At 73.5% G+C, this 20,611-nt stretch carries 1 protein-coding gene (cut by a window edge); it reads left to right on the top strand.

Annotation, left to right across the window (positions count from 1 at the left end):
* Positions 1-39 precede the first annotated feature (39 nt).
* Positions 40-20,611: the 5' portion of a type I polyketide synthase gene (locus Aco04nite_RS49310; protein WP_280519480.1), read on the top strand. The gene runs 18,965 nt beyond the window's last position; 20,572 of the gene's 39,537 nt are visible here — the first part of the coding sequence; the start codon lies at positions 40-42; its stop codon lies beyond the right edge, outside the window.

Here is a 20,611-nt window from a genome sequence, read left to right as displayed (position 1 = left end):
CCGACCACACCACCCGCACCCGCGTGCTCGGAGATTCTCATGACCGATGACACCAAGCTCCTGAACCAGCTCAAGTGGATGACGGGTGAGTTGCGCCAGGCCACCCGGCGGCTGCGCGAGGTCGAGGAGGCCGACCAGGAGCCCATCGCCATCATCGCGATGAGCTGCCGCTTCCCGGGTGGCGCCGACACCCCCGAGAAGCTGTGGGATCTGGTCGCCGAGGGCCGTGACACGGTCGGTGAGTTCCCCGGCGGGCGCGGCTGGGACATCGACGCGATCTACGACCCGGCCGCCGATGCCCCCACCGGGACGTCGTACGTGCGCGAGGGCGCCTTCCTCGACGACGCCGCGGACTTCGACGCCGCACTGTTCGGCATCTCGCCGCGCGAGGCGCTGGCGATGGACCCGCAGCAGCGGCTGCTGCTGGAGACGTCCTGGGAGGTGTTCGAACGCGCCGGGATCGACCCCCGCTCGCTGGGCCACAGCCGGGTCGGTGTCTTCGCCGGCAGCAACGGCCAGGACTACGCCACCCTGTTGCAGGGCGACGACGAGGCGGTCGAGGGGTACCGGGCCACCGGGACCGCGGCCAGCGTGCTGTCCGGGCGGGTCGCGTACACGTTCGGCCTCGAAGGCCCTGCGGTCACCGTCGACACCGCCTGCTCGTCCGCGCTGGTCGCGTTGCACCTGGCCATCCAGTCGCTGCGCCGCGGCGACTGCACGATGGCGATCGCCGGCGGGGTCACGGTGATGGCCACCCCCACCACGTTCGTGGAGTTCAGCCGGCAGCGGGGGCTGGCTCCCGACGGCCGGTGCAAGGCCTTCGCGGAGTCCGCCGACGGTACGGGCTGGGGTGAGGGCGCCGGCGTGCTCCTGGTCGAGCGTCTCTCCGACGCCCGACGACTCGGCCACCGGGTGCTCGCTGTTGTCCGCGGCAGCGCCGTCAACCAGGACGGCGCGTCGAACGGCCTGGCCGCCCCGAACGGACCGTCCCAGGAACGCGTCATCCGCCAGGCGCTGGAGAGCGCGGGCCTGTCCCCGGCCGAGGTCGACGCCGTCGAGGCGCACGGCACGGGCACCACGCTCGGTGACCCGATCGAGGCGCAGGCGCTGCTCGCGACGTACGGGCAGGACCGGTCCGCGGACCGGCCGCTGTGGCTCGGCTCGGTGAAGTCGAACATCGGGCACACGCAGGCCGCCGCCGGTGCCGCCGGAATCATCAAGATGGTCATGGCGATGCGGCACGGCGTACTGCCCCCGACGCTGCACGTGGACGAGCCGACCGGGCACGTCGACTGGAACGCCGGTGCCGTCCGGCTGCTCACCGAGGGGCGACCCTGGCCGGAGACCGGACGGGCGCGACGCAGCGGTGTCTCGTCGTTCGGCATCAGCGGCACCAACGCGCACATCGTCCTGGAGTCCGTGCCCGAGCCGGAACCTGCCACCGAGCCGGCCGCCGGCGCCGGTCCGCAGCCGTGGCTGATCTCCGCCCACACGCCCGAGGGCCTTGTCGCGCAGGCGGGGCGGCTGAGCGCGTACGCCGAAACGGCCGTCCCGGACATCGCCGCCGTGGCCCGCGAGCTGGTCTCCGGTCGTGCGGCGCTGGGATTCCGCGCGGCGGTGGTGGCCGAGGACGTGCCCGGCTTCGTGACCGGGCTCGGCGCTGTCGAGGCCGGGCCGGGTGTGCCTGCCGGCGACGGCGACGTGGTGATGGTCTTCCCCGGTCAGGGTGGTCAGTGGCTGGGCATGGCCGCCGATCTGCTCACGTCCTCGCCGGTGTTCGCCGCCCGGATCGCCGACTGCGAGGCCGCATTGGCGCCGCAGGTGGACTGGTCGTTGACCGATGTTCTGACCGGTGACGACGATTGGTGGATGAGCCGCGTCGACGTGGTGCAGCCGGTCCTCTGGGCTGTGATGGTCTCCCTCGCCGCGGTGTGGGAGTCCTTGGGCGTCGAGATCTCCGCGGTGATCGGTCATTCGCAGGGTGAGATCGCCGCTGCCGTGGTGGCGGGCGCACTGTCTATCGAGGACGGTGCGCTGGTCGTGGCGGCCCGTTCGCGGCTGCTGCGTTCTCTGGCCGGTACGGGCGGGATGCTCGTCGTCGCGGCTACGGCTGCGAAGGCGGAGGAGCTGCTCGACGGGTTGGACGACGCGAGTGTCGCGGCCGTCAACGGTCCCGCGTCGCTGGTCGTCTCGGGCGGGACGGCGCACCTGGATGAGCTTGTGGCGCGGTGTGAGAGTGCGGGTGTGTGGTGCCGGCGGGTGCCGGTGGACTACGCGTCGCACTCGGCGCACGTCGACGCGGTGAAGGACGATCTGCTGGCGGCGCTGGCGGGTGTGACGCCCCGGGTCGCGCGTCTGCCGTTCCACTCCACGGTCACCGGGTCCCAGGTCGGCACGGAGACCCTGGATGCCGGGTACTGGTTCGAGAACCTGCGGCGCCCGGTGCGCTTCGACGACGTGGTGCAGGACCTCATCGCCTCCGGACACGCCCTGTTCCTCGAGGTCAGCCCGCATCCCGTGCTGGTCGGCGGCATCCAGGAGCGCCTCGGCACCGGTGTCGGCACGCTGCGCCGTGACGAGGGCGGCTGGGACCAGATGCTGCGGGCCGCGGGTCAGCTGTGGGCGGGCGGCGGTCACGTCGGCTGGAGCACCGTGCTCGGCGACGCCCCGGTACCGGTCGTCGACCTGCCCACGTACGCCTTCCAGCGGGAACGCTTCTGGCACACGGCCGTGACGGGCACCGGCGACCTCGCCTCCGTGGGGCTCGCCGAGGGCGGTCACCCGCTGCTCGCCGCCGCGGTGTCGCTCGCCGACGACGACGGGCTCATCCTCGCCGGCCGGGTGTCCATCGCCGCGCACCCGTGGCTCGCCGACCACGGCGTCCTCGGCCGGGTGCTGCTGCCGGGCACGGCGTTCGTCGAGCTCGCCCTGCACGCCGGTGACCGCGCCGGCACCGGCAGCCTGAGCGAGCTCACCATCGAGGCCCCGCTGATCGTCCCGGCCACGGGCGGGGTGCAGCTGCAGGTCCGGGTCAGCGCCGCCTACCCGGACGGCGCCCGCCCGGTGCGGATCTCGTCGCGCGCCGGCGACACCGGTGACTGGACCACCCACGCCACCGGTCTGCTCGGTGCCGCCACGGTTCCCGTACCGGCGGAGACGGCCGCGTGGCCACCGCCCGGCGCCGAACCGATCGACCTGGACGGCTTCTACGAACGCCACGCCGACGCCGGCTACGAATACGGCCCGGTCTTCCAGGGCCTGCAGCGCGCCTGGCAGGACGGCGCCGACATCCTCGCCGAGGTCGAGCTCACCGCCGGGGCCCGCGACGAGGCCCAGCGGTACGGGCTGCACCCGGCCCTGTTCGACGCCGCCCTGCACGCCGCCTCGTTCGGGAACTTCGTGTCCGGTGACGGCGTGTGGCTGCCGTTCGCCTGGTCCGGCGTCACCCTGCACGCGGTCGGCGCGAGCACGCTGCGCGTACGGATCAGCGCGGCCGGCACCGACCGGATGACCGTCGACCTCGCCGACGCGACCGGCGCCCCCGTCGCCACCGTGACGGACCTGGCGCTGCGCCCGACGTCCCGCGACCAGATCGCCTCCGAGAGCACGGCCGCCCGTGAGGCGCTGCACCGCGTCGAGTGGACCACCCTCGCCCCCGCGACCCCCGGCCCACGACCGGACGCCGTCCTGCTCGACGGCGACCCCGCGGATCTGAGCGAACCGGCACCCCGCGCGGTGGTGCTCGACGCCGTCGGGCTGTCCACGGCGGAGGTGCTCGGCGCCGTACAGTCCTGGCTCGCCGTCGACCGGCTCGCCGGCACCGAGCTGATCGTGCGTACCCGCGGCGCGGTGCCCGCCGGGGGACCGGTCACGGATCTCGAAGCCGCCGCGTCCTGGGGCCTGCTGCGCTCCGCGCAGACCGAGAACCCCGGCCGGATCGTCCTCGCCGACACCGGCGCCGAGGGCTGGGAGGCGGCCGTCCGGGCGGCCGGCCTCGACGAGCCCGAGGTCGCGATCCGGGCCGGTGCCGTGTCCGTTCCCCGGCTGGTCCGGGTCACCGCCGGGCGGCTCACCCTGCCCTCGTCCGGCCCGCACCGGCTCGACGTCGCGGACGACGGGGGCACGATCGACAGCCTCGCTTTCGTACCCGCGCCGGAAGCTGCCGCACCGCTGGCCGCCGGTCAGATCCGCCTCGAGATCCGCGCCGCCGGCGTCAACTTCCGCGACGTCGTGGTGGCCCTGGGCATGGTGCCCGACCAGTCCGTGATCGGCTCCGAGGCCGCCGGCCTGGTGGTCGAGGTCGCACCGGACGTGACCGCCCTGGCGCCCGGTGACCGGGTCTTCGGCCTGGTACGCGGCTCGTTCGGCCCGATGGCGGTCACCGATCATCGGCTCGTCACCCGCATCCCGGACGGCTGGACGTTCGCCGAGGCCGCGTCCGTCCCGGTGGTCTTCCTGACCGCGTACTACGGCCTGCGGGACGTGATCGACGTCCGGCCCGGCGAGCGGGTGCTCGTGCACGCCGCGACCGGCGGCGTCGGCATGGCCGCGGTGCAGCTCGCCCGGCTCTGGGGCGGCGAGGTGTACGGCACCGCGAGCCCGGCCAAGTGGGACACGCTGCGCGGGATGGGGCTGGACGACGAGCACATCGCGTCGTCCCGTGACCTCGCCTTCGCGCAGAGCTTCCCGTCCGTGGACGTGGTCCTGAACTCCCTCGCCGGCGAGTTCGTGGACGCGTCGCTGGGCATGCTGCGCCCCGGCGGCCGGTTCGCCGAGATGGGCAAGACCGACAAGCGCGACCCCGCCGGCATCCCGGTCCGCTACCAGGCGTTCGACCTGGTCGAGGCGAGCCCGGACCGGGTCGCGGAGATGCTGGCCGAGCTGGTCACCCTGTTCGAGGCCGGTGAGCTGACGCTGTCACCGGTGCGCGCGTGGGACATCCGCGACGCGGCGGACGCGTTCCGGCACATCGGCCAGGCGAAGCACGTCGGCAAGAACGTGTTCACGGTGCCGGCCCCGGTGCGCCCCGAGGGCACGGTCCTGATCACGGGTGGCACGGGTCTGCTGGGTGGCCTGTTCGCCGAGCACATCGTGCGACGGCACGGCGTACGCAAGCTGATCCTGGCCAGCCGCAGCGGTGGCGGCGCGGACCTCGTGACCCGGCTGGTGGAGCTGGGCGCCGAGGTCGAGGTCGCCGCGTGTGACATCTCGGACCGCGCGGCGCTGGGCGCGCTCATCGAGGGCGTCGACCTGACCGGCGTGATCCACTCCGCCGGGGTGCTCGACGACGGCGTCTTCGGGGCGATGACCCCGGACCGGATCGCCACGGTGTGGCGGCCGAAGGCGGACCCTGCCCGTACGCTGCACGAGCTGACCCGCCACCTGGACCTCGCCTGGTTCGTGATGTTCTCCTCCGCGGCCGCCACGCTCGGCACGGCCGGGCAGTCGAACTACGCCGCCGCGAACGCCTACCTGGACGGTCTCGCCTCGATGCGGCAGGCGTCCGGCCTTCCCGCGCAGGCGCTCGCCTGGGGTCTCTGGGCCGACGCCTCCGCGATGACGGCGCACCTGGCCGGCCGCAACCTCGACCGGGCCGCGAACGCAGGCGGGGCCATCACCGCCGAGCTGGGTGCCACGCTGTTCGACCTCGCCGTCGCCGAGCCGTACCACCACCTCGTCCCGATGCCGCTGCAGCTGTCCGTGTACCGTGCCGCCGGCACTCCCATGCCCGCTCTGCTGCGCACCCTCGCCGGCCCGGCCCGGCGCCGGGCCGTCGCCGCCGCCGCGGGCACGGGCTCGTCGCTGGCCGGCCGGCTCGTCGGCAAGGCCGCCGAGGAGCAGCTGGAGATCGTGCGGGACGTGGTCGCCACCGCCGCCGCCGCGGTGCTCGGGCACGGCTCGGTGACCGCGGTCGGCGCGGACAGAGCGTTCAAGGAGCTCGGTTTCGACTCGCTGACCTCGGTCGAGCTGCGGAACCGGCTCAACACCGCGACCGGCATGCGGCTGCCCGCCACGCTGGTCTTCGACTACCCGACACCGGCTGCGCTCGCGGCGTACCTGCTCGCCGAGCTCGTCGGCGACGACGGTGCCCCGGTGGCACCCGTGCCGCATGCCGCCGTCGCCGGCGACCCGATCGTCATCGTCGGCATGAGCTGCCGGTTGCCGGGCGGCATCCGCAACCCCGAGGAACTGTGGGAGCTCGTCCGGGACGGCGTCGACGCGGTGTCGGACTTCCCCGAGGACCGCGGCTGGGACGCCGAGCTGGCCGGTGCGACCTACGCGCGGACCGGCGGATTCGTCCACGACGCCGCCGGGTTCGACGCCGAGTTCTTCGGCATCTCGCCGCGCGAGGCGCTCGCGATGGATCCGCAGCAGCGGCTGCTGCTCGAAGCGGCCTGGGAGGCGCTGGAGGACGCCGGTGTCGACCCCGCCACCGTCCGGGGCAGCGCCACCGGCGTGTTCGTCGGCGCCGCGAACTCCGGCTACGGCGCCGGGATGCGCGCCGAGGGCAGCGAGGGTTATTCGCTCACCGGCCTGTCGGGCAGCGTCGCGTCCGGCCGGATCGCGTACTCGTTCGGGCTCGAGGGCCCGGCCGTCACCATCGACACCGCCTGCTCGTCGTCGCTGGTCGCGTTGCACCTGGCCGCGCAGGCCCTGCGCTCCGGCGAGTGCGACCTCGCGTTCGCCGGCGGCGTCACGGTCATCGCCAACCCGGGAATCTTCGCCGAGTTCAGCCGGCAGGACGGTCTCGCCGCCGACGGCAGGTGCAAACCCTTCTCCGGTACGGCCGACGGCACCGGCTGGGCGGAAGGCGTCGGCCTGCTGCTGGTCGAGCGGCTCTCCGACGCGCGCCGCCGGGGCCACACCGTGCTGGCCATGGTGCGGGGCAGCGCCATCAACCAGGACGGCGCGTCCAACGGGCTGACGGCGCCCAACGGCCCCGCCCAGCAGCGGGTGATCCGGTCGGCGCTGGCGTCCGCGGGTCTGTCCGGCGCGGACGTCGACGTGATGGAGGCGCACGGCACGGGTACGACCCTCGGCGACCCGATCGAGGCGGGCGCGCTGCTCGCGACGTACGGCCAGGACCGCCCCGCGGACCGGCCCCTGCGACTCGGCTCGATCAAGTCCAACATCGGGCACACCCAGGGCGCCGCGGGTGTCGCGGGCATCATCAAGATGGTCATGGCGATGCGGCACGCCACCATGCCGGTGACGCTGCACGTCGACGGGCCGTCCCCGCACGTCGACTGGTCGGGCGGCACGGTCGAGCTGCTCACCGGGAACCGGTCGTGGGATCGCCCCGGCCGGGCCCGCCGCGCCGCGGTGTCGTCGTTCGGGATCAGCGGCACGAACGCGCACATCATCCTGGAGGAGGCGCCCGCCGACACGGTCGTCTCCACCGTGCACGAGGACGTGGCCGGGGCGGTGGCGTGGCCGCTGTCGGCTCGTACCCCTGAGGCTCTGCGCGGCCAGGCGACCGCCCTGCGCGAGTGGCTGGAGGGCCGCCCCGACGTGGCCGTCGCGGATGTGGCCCGGGCCCTGGCGACGACCCGCGCGGTCTTCGACCACCGGGCGGTGGCCGTCGGCGCGGACCGCGAGCGGCTGCTGGCGGACCTGGACGCGGTGATCGCGGGGGAGACCCTGACGCCGGCCCGGGGTGGCCTGGCGATGCTGTTCACCGGTCAGGGCGCGCAGCGCGTGGGGATGGGCGCGAAACTGTACGAGCGCTTCCCGGTGTTCGCGGCGGCGTTCGACGCGGTGGACACGCGGCTGGACTGGTCGCTGCACGCCGTGGTCGCCGACGAGCGGTTGCACGAGACCGAGTACACCCAGGTGGCGCTGTTCGCGATCGAGGTCGCGACGTTCCGGCTGTTCGAGAGCTGGGGCGTGCGGCCCGATCACCTGCTGGGCCACTCGGTGGGAGAGATCGCGGCTGCCCACGTCGCGGGTGTCTTCGATCTCGACGACGCGGTGAAGCTGGTCGTGGCGCGGGGCCGGCTGATGCAGGCGTTGCCCGCAGGCGGGGCGATGCTGGCGATCGAGGCCGACGAGGCGACCGTCCGCGAGCTGATCGGCGAGGAGCTGGACATCGCCGCGGTCAACGGCCCCTCGGCGGTGGTGGTCTCCGGCCCGGCCGAGGCGATCGACGCGCTCGTGACGGATCGGCGTACCAAGCGGCTGACGGTGTCCCACGCGTTCCACTCGGTGCTCATGGCGCCGATGCTGGAGGAATTCCGGCAGGTCGCCGACGCGATCTCCTATGCGCAGCCCCGGATCCCGGTGGTCTCCAACCTCACCGCCGAGCCTGCCACGTACTCCGCCGCCTACTGGGTGCGCCACGTCCGGGAGGCGGTGCGGTTCGCCGACGGGATCGCGTACCTGGCCGGGCAGCACGTCACCCGGTACCTGGAGGTCGGCCCGGCGGGGGTCCTGGCCGCCATGGCGCAGAACTGCCTGACCGGCACCGAGCTCGTGGTCGCCGCCCTGCGCGAGGACGAGGTCGACAGCGCGCTGCGGGCGGCCGGCGACCTGCACGCCGCCGGCATCACCGTGGACTGGGCCGCCGTGGACTGGGCCGCCGTGAACCAAACACCGGGACGAAGGATCACCCTCCCCACGTACGCGTTCCAGCACCGCCGTTTCTGGTCCGAGCCCGCCGTGGCCACGGGCGGCAGCCACGCCGAGGCGACGTTCTGGGACGCCGTCGACAAGCAGGACTCCGCGAGCCTCGCCGACGTGCTCGGTGTCGGCGACGAGGTGCTGAGCCCGGTGTTGCCGGCGTTGTCCTCGTGGCGCCGGCGCCGCCGGGAGTCGTCCACGGTGGACGTCTGGCGCTACCGGATGGGCTGGCGTCCGGCTGCCGAGATGCCTGCCGGGTCGCCGGCGGGGACATGGCTCGTCACCGGCGTCGGTGACGACGTTGTTGCCGCGCTCAGTGCTGCGGGCGTACGGGTTGTCGACGAGTTGTCGCCGGACGTGTCCGCCGTCCTGAGCGGGCTTCCGCTGCTCGGCACGGCCGCGCTGGTGCGTGAGTTGGTCGCCGCGGATGTTGTGGTCCCGGTCTGGGCTCTGACCCGGGGTGCGGTGCGGGCCGGCGAGCGTGATGGTGCGCCCGATCCGGTGCAGGCTCAGGTGTGGGGCTTCGGTCGCAGTGTGGCGTTGGAGGATCCGCAGCGCTGGGGTGGTCTGATCGATCTGCCGGTCGTGGTGGATGTGCGGGCGGGTTCGCGGTTGGTGTCGGTGCTGGCTCAGCGCGACGAGGACCAGGTCGCCATCCGCGCCACCGGCGTCCTCGTGCCGCGCCTGCGCCGGGCGGCGACACCCGCGGCCCACCCGTTCACCGTCCCCGTCGGCACGGTGCTGATCACCGGTGGCACCGGCGCGCTCGGTGCCGAGGTCGCCCGCTGGCTCGCCGGCCGGGGCGCGTCCCACCTGCTGCTCACCAGCCGCCGCGGCCCGGCGGCCCCGGGCGCCGACGACCTCGCGGCCGAGCTGACCGCGCTCGGCGCCGAGACCCGGATCGTGGCGTGCGACGCCGCCGACCGGGACGCCCTCGCCGCCGTACTCGCCGGCGTCCCGGCCGACGCCCCGCTGGCCGGTGTCGTGCACACGGCCGGGATCGTCGACGACGGCGTGGTCACCGCGCTCACCGACGACCGGTACGCGGCCGTCCTGGACGCCAAAGCCACCGCCGCCGACCACCTCGACGCCCTCACCGCGGGCACCGGACTCCCGTTCTTCGTGCTCTTCTCCTCCGTCACCGGCACGCTCGGCGGCGCCGGGCAGGCCAACTACGCCGCCGCCAACGCCCACCTCGACGCGCTCGCGCAGGCCCGCCGGGCCCGCGGTGACGCCGCCACGTCCCTCGCCTGGGGCCCCTGGGCCGGTTCCGGCATGGCCGCCGACAACGAGGTCGTCGGCCGCCGGCTGCGCCGTACCGGCCTGCGTCCGATGCCCGCCGCGCTCGCCGTCCGGGCCCTGGCCGCCGCCCTCGCCGACGGCACCGACACCGACCTCGTGATCGCGGACGTGGTCTGGCCCTCGTTCGTCCCCACGTTCACCGCCGGCCGGCCCAGCCGCCTGCTCGGCGATCTCGCCGAGGCCCGCGGCATCCTCGGGATGCCCGCGGACGGCAGCGCCGGCGGCGGAACCCTGCGCGACCGGATCGCCGCCCTCCCCGCCCGCGACCGGTCACGGACGATCCTCGACCTCGTACGGGCCCGCGCCGGACAGGTGCTCGGCCACGAGTCCGGCACCGCCGTGGACCCGGACCGCCCGTTCCGCGACATGGGCTTCGACTCCCTCGCCGCCGTCGAGCTGCGCAACGCCCTGCAGGGCGCCACCGGCCTGCGCCTGCCCGCCTCGCTGGTCTTCGACTACCCGGCCCCGGCGATCCTCGCCGAGCACCTGCTCACCGAGCTCGGCGTGGCCGAGGCGGCCCCGGTCACCCTCGCGGCGGTCACCGGTCCGGTCACCGACGACGAGATCGTGATCGTCGGCATGGGCTGCCGCTACCCGGGTGGCGTCGAGTCGCCCGAGGACCTGTGGCGGCTCGTCCTCGGCGGCGAGGACGGCATCACCGGGTTCCCCGACGACCGCGGCTGGCAGCTCCCCGCCACGGCCACGTTCGCCCCGGCCGGCGGATTCGTGCACAACGCGTCGCAGTTCGACGCGGGGCTGTTCGACATCTCCCCGCGCGAGGCCCTCGCCATGGACCCCCAGCAGCGGTTGTTGCTCGAAGTCTCCTGGGAGACCTTCGAACGGGCAGGCCTCGACCCGAGGTCACTGCGCGGGCGCCCGGTGGGCGTCTTCGTCGGCGCCACCACCTCCATGTACGGCTTCGGCGCCGACACCGAGGGCCACGGCCTGACCGGCGCCGCGAACAGCGTCATCTCGGGCCGGGTGGCGTACACCTTCGGCCTCGAAGGCCCCGCCGTCACCGTCGACACCGCGTGCTCGTCCTCGCTGGTCGCGCTGCACTGGGCGGTGCAGGCGCTGCGTAACGGCGAGTGCGAGATGGCCCTCGCGGGCGGCGTCACCGTCCTGTCCTCGCCGGTGCTGTTCGAGGAGTTCGCCCGCCAGGGTGGTCTCGCCTCCGACGGCCGGTGCAAGTCCTTCGCAGGATCAGCGGACGGTACGGGCTGGGCCGAGGGCGCGGGTCTCCTCCTGGTGGAGCGCATGTCCGATGCTCGCCGCAACGGTCACGAGATCTTGGCGGTGGTCCGGGGCAGTGCGGTCAACCAGGATGGTGCGTCGAATGGTTTGACGGCGCCGAATGGTCCGTCGCAGCAGCGCGTCATTCGGCAGGCCCTCGCTTCGGCCGGGTTGAACGCGTCGGATGTGGATGTTGTTGAGGGTCATGGGACGGGTACTCGTCTGGGTGATCCGATCGAGGCGCAGGCTCTGCTGGCTACTTACGGTCAGGAACGGGATCGGCCGTTGTGGTTGGGGTCGGTGAAGTCGAACATCGGGCACACGCAGGCCGCGGCGGGTGTTGCGGGCATCATCAAGATGGTTATGGCGATGCGGCATGGTGTGTTGCCGTCGACGCTTCATGTTGATGAGCCGTCGGGTCATGTTGACTGGGCGGCTGGTTCAGTCAAGTTGTTGACGTCAACCCAGTCGTGGGACAGCGATATTCGCCGGGCGGGTGTTTCGTCGTTCGGGATCAGTGGGACGAACGCGCACACGATCATCGAGCAGGCCCCCGCGGGTGATGAGCCGGCTGCGGTCGTCTCCGTGCAGGACGGTCCGACGGCGTGGCTGGTTTCCGGCCGGTCCGCACAGGCGTTGCAGGCCCAGGCATCCCGGTTGCGTGCTCTGGCCGAGCCGGATGTGTCAGCTGTAGCGGGTGCTCTGGCGCGTTCGCGTGCGGTGTTGGAGTACCGGGCTGTTGTCGTCGCGGACTCTGCGGTCAGTTTTGACGCTGGGTTGGCTGCTGTTGCTGACGGTCGTAGTGCCGCTGGTGTGTTCGCGGGTTCGGTGGGGGACGGCCGCCTGGCGATGTTGTTCACCGGGCAGGGTTCCCAGCAGCCCGGGATGGCCGATGAGCTTTACCGGCGTTACCCGGTGTTCGCTGATGCGTATGACGCGGTTGGTGCGCGGGCCGAGATTGTTTCGGATGAGCGTGTTCACGAGACGCAGCACACGCAGATCGCTTTGTTCGCGTTCGAGGTGGCGTTGTTCCGCCTTTACGAGAGCTGGGGGATCGTTCCCGACTTCCTGCTTGGTCATTCGATCGGTGAGTTGGCTGCCGCGCACGTGGCGGGTGTGTTCGATCTGGACGACGCGATCTCGCTGGTGTCTGCTCGTGGTCGTTTGATGCAGGCGCTTCCTACCGGTGGTGCCATGTTGGCGATCGAAGCATCAGAGGCGGATGTTCGTTCGATCATCGGCGATGTTCTCGATGTTGCTGCGGTGAACGGTCCGACGTCTGTGGTCGTGTCGGGTTCGGTCGAAGCGATCGAGGCGCTGAAGACTGATAAGCGGACAAAACGGCTGCAGGTGTCGCATGCGTTCCATTCGCGGCTGATGGAACCGATGCTTGACGAGTTCCGCGCCGTTGCGGAGACGATCACTTACGGACAGCCGCGGATTCCGTTGGTGATGGATGGGTGGGATGCCGAGTACTGGGTGCGTCAGGTTCGCGAGGCTGTCCGGTTCGCCGACGGCATCGCGACGCTCAGCGGGCAAGGTGTGACGCGGTTCCTGGAGGTGGGGCCGTCGGGTGTGCTGGCCGGGATGGCAGCCAGTTGCCTGAACGGCGATGACGATGGCGATGCTGTTGTGGTGCGGGGGGACCGGCCGCTGGAGGCGGTCGCGAAGCTGCATGTGGCCGGTGTCGGGGTGGACTGGACGCGGGTGCTGCCCGAGGCGGGCCGGGCCGAGCTGCCTACGTATGCGTTCCAGCGCGAGCACTACTGGCTGACGGCGCCCGCGGGTGTCATCGACGGCGCGTTCTGGGATGCCGTCGAGCGTGAGGATCTCGCGGAACTGGCGGGCCAGCTCGACATCACCGCCGGGTCCGAGGCGCTCGGGGCGGTTCTTCCCGCGCTGTCCGCCTGGCATCGGCGCCACAGCGGCCGCACGGTTCAGGGTGGACTGCATTATGAGATCTCCTGGGCACCGGTACCGGTCACCGGGGAGCCCGCACTCGCCGGGCCCTGGCTGATCCTGACGTCCGCGGGCAGCGACGCCGCAGGGAGTGACGCCGCAGGGAGTGACGTCGCAGGGAGTGACGTCGCGGGCAGTGACGTTGCGGGTGGTGACGTTGCGGGGATCGGGGCTGCGCTGGTTGCCGCCGGTGCCGAGGTGTCGGTGGCGCGGTTCGGTGACGCTGTCCCGGCCGGGGTTGCCGGGGTGGTGGCGGTGCTGCCGTCCGCCGCCGAGGTTCTGGACCTGGTGCAGCGGCTCGGTGACGGCACGCCGCTGTGGTGTGTGACGCGGGATGCGGAGATCGACGCGGATCAGGCCGCGGTGTGGGGACTGGGCCGGGTCGCGGCCCTCGAGATGCCGCAGCGCTGGGGTGGGCTGATCGACGTTCCGGCGGCGCTCGACGAGACCATGGGCCGGCAGATGGCTGCCGTGCTGGGTGGGCTCGGGGAGGATCAGGTCCGCATCGACGGTGACGGTGTCCACGGGCGCCGCCTGCGCCGGGTCGTCACGGGTGCCCCGGGGGCCGGGCCCGACCTGGACGGGACCGTGCTGATCACCGGCGGTACCGGTGCCCTGGGCGCGGCGGTCGCCCGGCATCTCGCCGCGAGCGGTGTTCCGCGGCTCGTGCTGACCAGCCGCCGGGGGCTCGACGCGCCCGGCGCCACCGAGCTGCTCGACGAGCTGACCGGGCTGGGTGCCGAGGTCTCGATCGAGTCCTGCGACGTGGCGGACGCCACGGCGCTCGACCTTCTCCTGGCCGCCGTGCCGGCGGACCGGCCGCTGCGCGGTGTGGTGCACGCCGCCGGGGTGCTGGACGACGGCACGCTCGGGTCGTTGACACCGGAGCGGCTCGCGGCGGTGCTGCGGGCCAAGGTGACCGCTGCGGCGAACCTCGACCGGGCGACCTCGGCCGCTAGCCTGACCATGTTCGTGCTGTTCTCCTCGGTGGCCGGCACTATCGGCAGCCTCGGCCAGGGCAACTACGCGGCGGCGAACGCGGCGCTGGATGCCCTCGCCCGCGACCGTCAGCAGCGTGGACTCGTGGCGACCTCCATCGCGTGGGGCCCGTGGGCGAGCGGTGGCATGGCCACGGGCGCCGGGATCGCCGAGCGGATGCGCCGCGCCGGGCTGCCCCCGCTGGCGCCCGCCGCCGCCCTGCATGCCTTCGACGATGCGATCCGCGGCACCGCACCCGCCCTGGTCGTCGCCGCGTTCGACTGGCCGGTGTTCGTGGCGTCCCTGTACGCGATCCGGCCGACGCGGCTGCTCGACGACCTCGCCGAGGCCCGGGCTGCCGCTGCCGCTTCCGGCACCCTTGCCACCGGTTCCGAGCCCGGCATCGCGCCGAAGCTGCGCTCGGTCACCAGTTCGGAGAAGCAGCGGCAGATCGGCGCGCTGGTCCGCGCCGAGCTGGCGGCCGTGCTCGGCTACCGGGACCCGGCCGGCGTCGGTGCTACCACGGCGTTTCGTGAGCTGGGCATCGACTCGCTGACCGCCGTGGAGCTGCGGAACCGGCTCGCGACCGCGACCGGGCTCGCGCTGCCGGCCAGTCTCGCGTTCGACTATCCGAACCTGACCGTGCTCACCCGGTTCCTGCTCGCGGAGCTGACCGGCGCCCAGGAGAGCGCCGGACCGGTCGCGCGGGTCGCCGCCGACGCGGGTGAGCCCATCGCCATCGTGTCCATGAGCTGCAGGTACGCGGGCGGCGTCACCGACCCGGAGACGCTCTGGGACCTCGTCATCGGCGGCCGCGAGGGGCTCGCGCCGTTCCCGTCCGACCGGGGCTGGGACCTCGGCACGCTCTTCGACGACAGCCCGGGCAACGCGGGCTCGTCGTTCACCCGGGTCGGCGGCTTCATGGCGGACATCGCGGGCTTCGACGCGGGCCTGTTCGGGATCAACCCCCGCGAGGCCGTGGCGATGGACCCCCAGCAGCGCCTGCTGCTCGAGACCACGTGGGAGACGTTCGAGCGGGCCGGCATCGCCCCGCTGTCGCTGGCGGGCTCCGCGACCGGTGTCTTCATGGGTTCCAACAGCCAGGAGTACGACACCCTGCTGCACGAGTCCGCCGCCGGTCACGAGGGTTACGTGGCGACCGGCAACTCGGCGAGCGTCGTGTCGGGCCGGATCTCGTACGTGTTCGGCACCGAGGGCCCGGCCGTCACCGTCGACACGGCGTGCTCGTCGTCGCTGGTAGCGCTGCACCTCGCCGTGCAGTCGCTGCGGTCGGGCGAGTGCTCGCTGGCCCTGGCGGGCGGCGTCGCCCTGCTCAGCACCCCCGGCATCTTCACCGAGTTCAGCCGGCAGCGTGGCCTCGCCGAGGACGGTCGCTGCAAGGCGTTCTCCGAGGGCGCCGACGGCACCGGCTGGGGTGAGGGCGCCGGTGTGCTGTTGCTGGAACGGCTGTCCGACGCCCAGCGCAACGGCCGGGAAATCCTCGCCGTAGTACGCGGCAGCGCCGTCAACCAGGACGGCGCCTCCAACGGTTTGACCGCCCCGAACGGCCCCTCGCAGCAGCGTGTCATCCGGCAGGCGCTCGCCGCCGCCGGCCTGGAGCCCGCCGACGTGGACGCCGTCGAGGCGCACGGGACCGGCACGCGGCTCGGTGACCCGATCGAGGCCCAGGCGCTGCTGGCGACGTACGGTCAGGATCGTGATCGGCCTCTGCTCCTGGGCTCGGTCAAGTCGAACATCGGGCACACCCAGGCGGCGGCGGGTGTCGCGGGCCTGATCAAGATGGTGATGGCGATGCGGCACAACGTGCTGCCGCCGACCCTGCACGTCACCGAGCCGACCTCGCACGTGGACTGGACGGCCGGCGCCGTCGAGCTGCTCACGCGGGCCCAGCCGTGGGAGGCCGGCGACCGGCCCCGGCGGGCGGGCATCTCGTCGTTCGGCATGAGCGGCACCAACGCGCACGTGGTGATCGAGGAACCCCCGGCCACCCCGGCCCGGCCGGCTCCCACAGCTCTCCCGGAGACTCCCTCGGCGCTGCCGTGGCTGCTCTCCGCGAAAACCCCTGCCGCGCTGCGGGCGCAGGCGTCCCGGCTGGCCTCCCTCGCCGCCGGCCCGGAGCTGGACATCGCGGCCGTGGCCCGGTCCCTCGCGGTCTCGCGCACGGTCCTGGAACACCGCGCCGCGGTGGTCGCCGGTGACCCCGCCGGGTTCGTGACCGCCCTGGAGGCCCTGGAACCGGGTGCCGCGGCGGTGCCAGGCGATGCCGGTGTGGTCCTGGTCTTCCCCGGGCAGGGCGGTCAGTGGCGGGGTATGGCCGCGGATCTGCTCGCGTCCTCGCCGGTGTTCGCCGCCCGGATCGCGGATTGTGAGGCGGCGCTGGCGCCGCAGGTGGACTGGTCGTTGACCGAGGTTCTGACCGGTGACGACGACTGGTGGATGAGCCGCGTCGACGTGGTGCAGCCGGTGTTGTGGGCTGTGATGGTCTCCCTGGCGTCGGTGTGGGAATCCCTGGGCGTCGAGATCTCGGCGGTCATCGGCCATTCGCAGGGTGAGATCGCCGCTGCCGTGGTGGCGGGTGCACTGTCTATCGAGGACGGTGCGCTGGTCGTGGCGGCCCGTTCGCGGCTGTTGCGTTCCCTGGCCGGCACGGGCGGGATGCTCGTCGTCGCGGCAACCTCGGCGCGGGTGGAAGAGCTGCTCGACGGGTTGGACGACGCGGACGTGGCGGCGGTCAACGGACCCACCTCGGTGGTCGTCTCGGGTGGCACGGCGCACCTGGATGAGCTTGTGGCGCGGTGTGAGAGTGCGGGTGTGTGGTGCCGGCGGGTGCCGGTGGACTACGCGTCGCACTCGGCGCACGTCGACGCGGTGAAGGCGGACCTGCTGGCGGCGCTGGACGGCCTGACTGCCCGCCCCACCCGGATCCCGTTCTTCTCCACCGTCACGGCCGCCCCGGCCGGGGGCGAGAGCCTCGACGCCGGCTACTGGTTCGAGAACCTGCGCCGCCCGGTACGTTTCGACGAGACCGTCCGCGCCCTGGCCGCCACGGGTCACCGGCTGTTCGTGGAGTCCAGCCCGCACCCGGTGCTCACCGGCGCGATGTCGGAGCACGCGAGTGCGGTCGGCACCCTGCGCCGCGACGAGGGCGGCTGGGACCGGATGCTGCGCGCGGCCGGCGAGCTGTGGGCCGCCGGTGGCGAGGTGGACTGGGCCGCCGTCCTCGGCAGCGGGCCGACGGTCGCGCTGCCGACGTACGCGTTCGAGCACGAGCGTTACTGGCCGCAGCCGAGCACCGCCCCCGGCGACATGGCCGCAGCCGGGCTCACCCCCGCGGGGCACCCGCTGCTCGCCGCCGCCCTCTCCCTCGCCGACGGCGACGGTCTCGTGCTCACCGGCCGGCTGTCGGTCTCGGCGCAGCCCTGGCTGGCCGACCACGTCGTCCTCGACCGGATCCTGTTCCCCGGCACCGGCTTCGTCGAGCTGGCCCTGCACGCCGCGCACCACGCCGGCGCGGAGAGCCTGCGCGACCTGACCATCGAGGCGCCCCTGGTCCTGCCGCCCACCGGCGGTGTCCAGGTGCAGGTCCGCGTCGGCGCGCCGGACGCCACCGGTGACCGCGGCATCCGGATCTCCGCACGCGCCGGGGACGACGCCGAGTGGACCAGCCACGCCGGCGGCAGCACCGGCCCGGCCCTCGACCCGGCGGACGCCGGCCTGACCGTGTGGCCCCCGGCCGGCGCCGTCGAGGTGGACCTCGACGGCCGCTACGAGCGCGGTGCCGCGGCGGGCCTCGGTTACGGCCCGTCGTTCCGTGGCCTGCGCCGCGCCTGGCTCCTGGCCGGCGAGGTGTACGCCGAGGTCGAGCTCCCCGAACCGGCACGCTCGGGTGCGGGCGGCTACGGGCTGCACCCCGCGCTGCTGGACGCCGCCCTGCACGCCGTCGGGCTCACGCTGCCCGCCGGCACGACCGAGGTGCTCCTTCCGTTCGCGTGGTCCGGCCTCGCCCTGCACGCCGACGGCGCTACCGACCTGCGCGCGCGGATCAGCTCCGCCACCGGGGACGCCGTCACGCTGCACCTCGCCGACGGAACGGGCGCGCCCGTCGCCACGATCGGTGGGCTCAGCCTGCGTCCCGCCGCCGCGGACGTGAGTGCGAGCGCCGACCCGGCCGTACGGGAGACGTTGCTGGCCCTCGACTGGGTCCCGATCGCCACGCCCACCGGCGACGCGCCGTCCGACGCCGAGCTGCTGGCAGCCGAGGGGATGACCGTCGCCGAGGCTCTCACCGCCGTCCAGACGTGGCTGGCCGGCGACAGTACCGGCTCGCTGGTCGTCCGGACCCGTGGCGCGGTCGCGGCCGGTGGACCGGTCACCGACCCCGGAGCCGCCGCGATCTGGGGTCTGCTGCGCTCCGCCCAGACGGAGAACCCCGGCCGGATCGTCCTCGCCGACGTCGACACCACAGCGGGGGACACCACAGCGGGGGACCTGAGGTTGCTCGCCGGGCTCGACGAGCCGGAGATCGCGGTCCGCGACGGCCGGCTGCTCGCGGCACGGCTGACCCGCGCGCTGCCGTCGCGCAGTCTTGTCGCCCCCGCTGAGGGTGCATACCGGCTGGAACCCACGGGCACCGGCACTGCCGACGGGCTGCGCCTGGCCCCCGTACCCGTGGAATCGCTCGAAGCCGGTGAGGTCCGCATCGCGGTCCGCGCCGCCGGTATCAACTTCCGCGACGTCATGCTGGCGCTCGGCATGTATCCCGACCCGGGCACGATGGGTGCCGAGGGCGCCGGCATCGTGCTGGAGGTGGCGCCCGACGTCACCGGCCTGGTGCCGGGTGACCGTGTGTTCGGCATGCTGACCGGCGGGTTCGGCCCGTCCGCGGTGACCGACGCGCCGCGGCTGGCCCGGATCCCGGACGGCTGGACGTTCGCCGAGGCGGCCTCGGTGCCGATCGTGTTCCTCACGGCCTTCTATGCGCTGGGCGATCTGGCCGGGTTGCGGGCCGGGGAACGCGTGCTCATCCATGCCGGTACGGGTGGCGTGGGCATGGCCGCGGTGCAGCTCGCCCAGTTGTGGGGTGCCGAGGTGTACGCGACGGCGAGCCCCGCGAAGTGGGATGTGCTGCGCGGCATGGGCCTGGACGACGCGCACATCGCCTCGTCGCGTGACCTGGCGTTCGCGACGAAGTTCCCGCAGGTGGACGTGGTCCTCAACGCGCTCGCCGGCGAGTTCGTGGACGCGTCGCTGGGGTTGCTGGGAAGCGGCGGCCGGTTCGTGGAGATGGGCAAGACCGACATCCGCGCCGCGGCCACGCTCACGGAGATCCGCTACCGCGCGTTCGACCTCGGCGAGGCCGCCCTGGACCGGATCAGCGCCATGCTCACCGAGCTGCTCGCCCACTTCGCCGCCGGGGAGCTGCACCTGCTGCCGGCCCGTGCCTGGGACCTGCGCGATGCCGCGGACGCGTTCCGGCACATCGGCCAGGCGAAGCACGTCGGGAAGAACGTGTTCACGCTGCCCGTGCCGGTGGACCCGGACGGGACGGTGCTGATCACCGGGGGCACGGGACTGCTGGGCGGACTGGTCGCCGAGCACGTCGTCCGCGCGTACGGTGCCAGGAATCTGCTCCTGGTCTCCCGCAGTGGCGGTGGCGACGACCTGGTCGCGCGCCTGGCCGAACTGGGTGCCACGGCGCGGGTGGTGGCGTGCGACGTCACCGACCGTGACGCGGTGCGTGAGCTCGTCGCCGGGATCGACCTGACCGGGGTCATCCACTGCGCGGGCGTGCTCGACGACGGCGTGTTCGCGTCGATGACCCCCGAGCGGCTGGCGCCCGTGTGGCGGCCCAAGGTCGACGCCGCCCGGCATCTCGACGAGGCGACCCGCGGCCACGACCTGGCGTGGTTCGTGCTGTTCTCGTCGGCGTCGGCGACGTTCGGGTCGGCGGGTCAGGCGAACTACGCGGCGGCCAATGCCTATCTGGACGGTCTCGCGTCGGTGCGGCGTGCGGCGGGTCTGCCCGCGTTGTCGCTGGGCTGGGGCCTGTGGGCCGACGCCTCCACCATGACCGGGCACCTCGGCGAGCGGGAGGTCGCGCGCATCGGTGGCGCCCTGACCCGCGAGCTCGGACTCGCCCTGCTCGACGCCGCTCTGGCCCAGCCGCGGGCACACCTCGTGCCGGTGAGCATCGCGCCCGCCACGCTGCGGGGGGAGCGGGGTGCCGTGCCGGCCCTGTTGCGTACGCTCGCCACGCCCACCCGCCGCCGCACGCAGGCCGCCTCCGCCGACAGCGGCCTCGTCGCCCGGATCACCGGCCGGCCCGCGGCCGAACGCCACCAGATCGTCCTCGACGTGGTCGCGGCGAGCGCCGCCGCGGCCCTCGGTCACGCCTCCGCCGGCGCGGTCGGCCCGGACCGGGCGTTCAAGGACCTCGGCTTCGACTCGCTGACCTCGGTGGAGCTGCGCAACCGGCTCGCCGCCGCGACCGGCATGCGGC

Origin of the sequence: Winogradskya consettensis (assembly GCF_018332715.1) — a bacterium.
Lineage (GTDB): Bacteria > Actinomycetota > Actinomycetes > Mycobacteriales > Micromonosporaceae > Actinoplanes > Actinoplanes consettensis.
The sequence above is the reverse complement of the archived record's forward strand: the minus strand, read 5'-3'. Positions and strand labels throughout refer to the sequence as shown.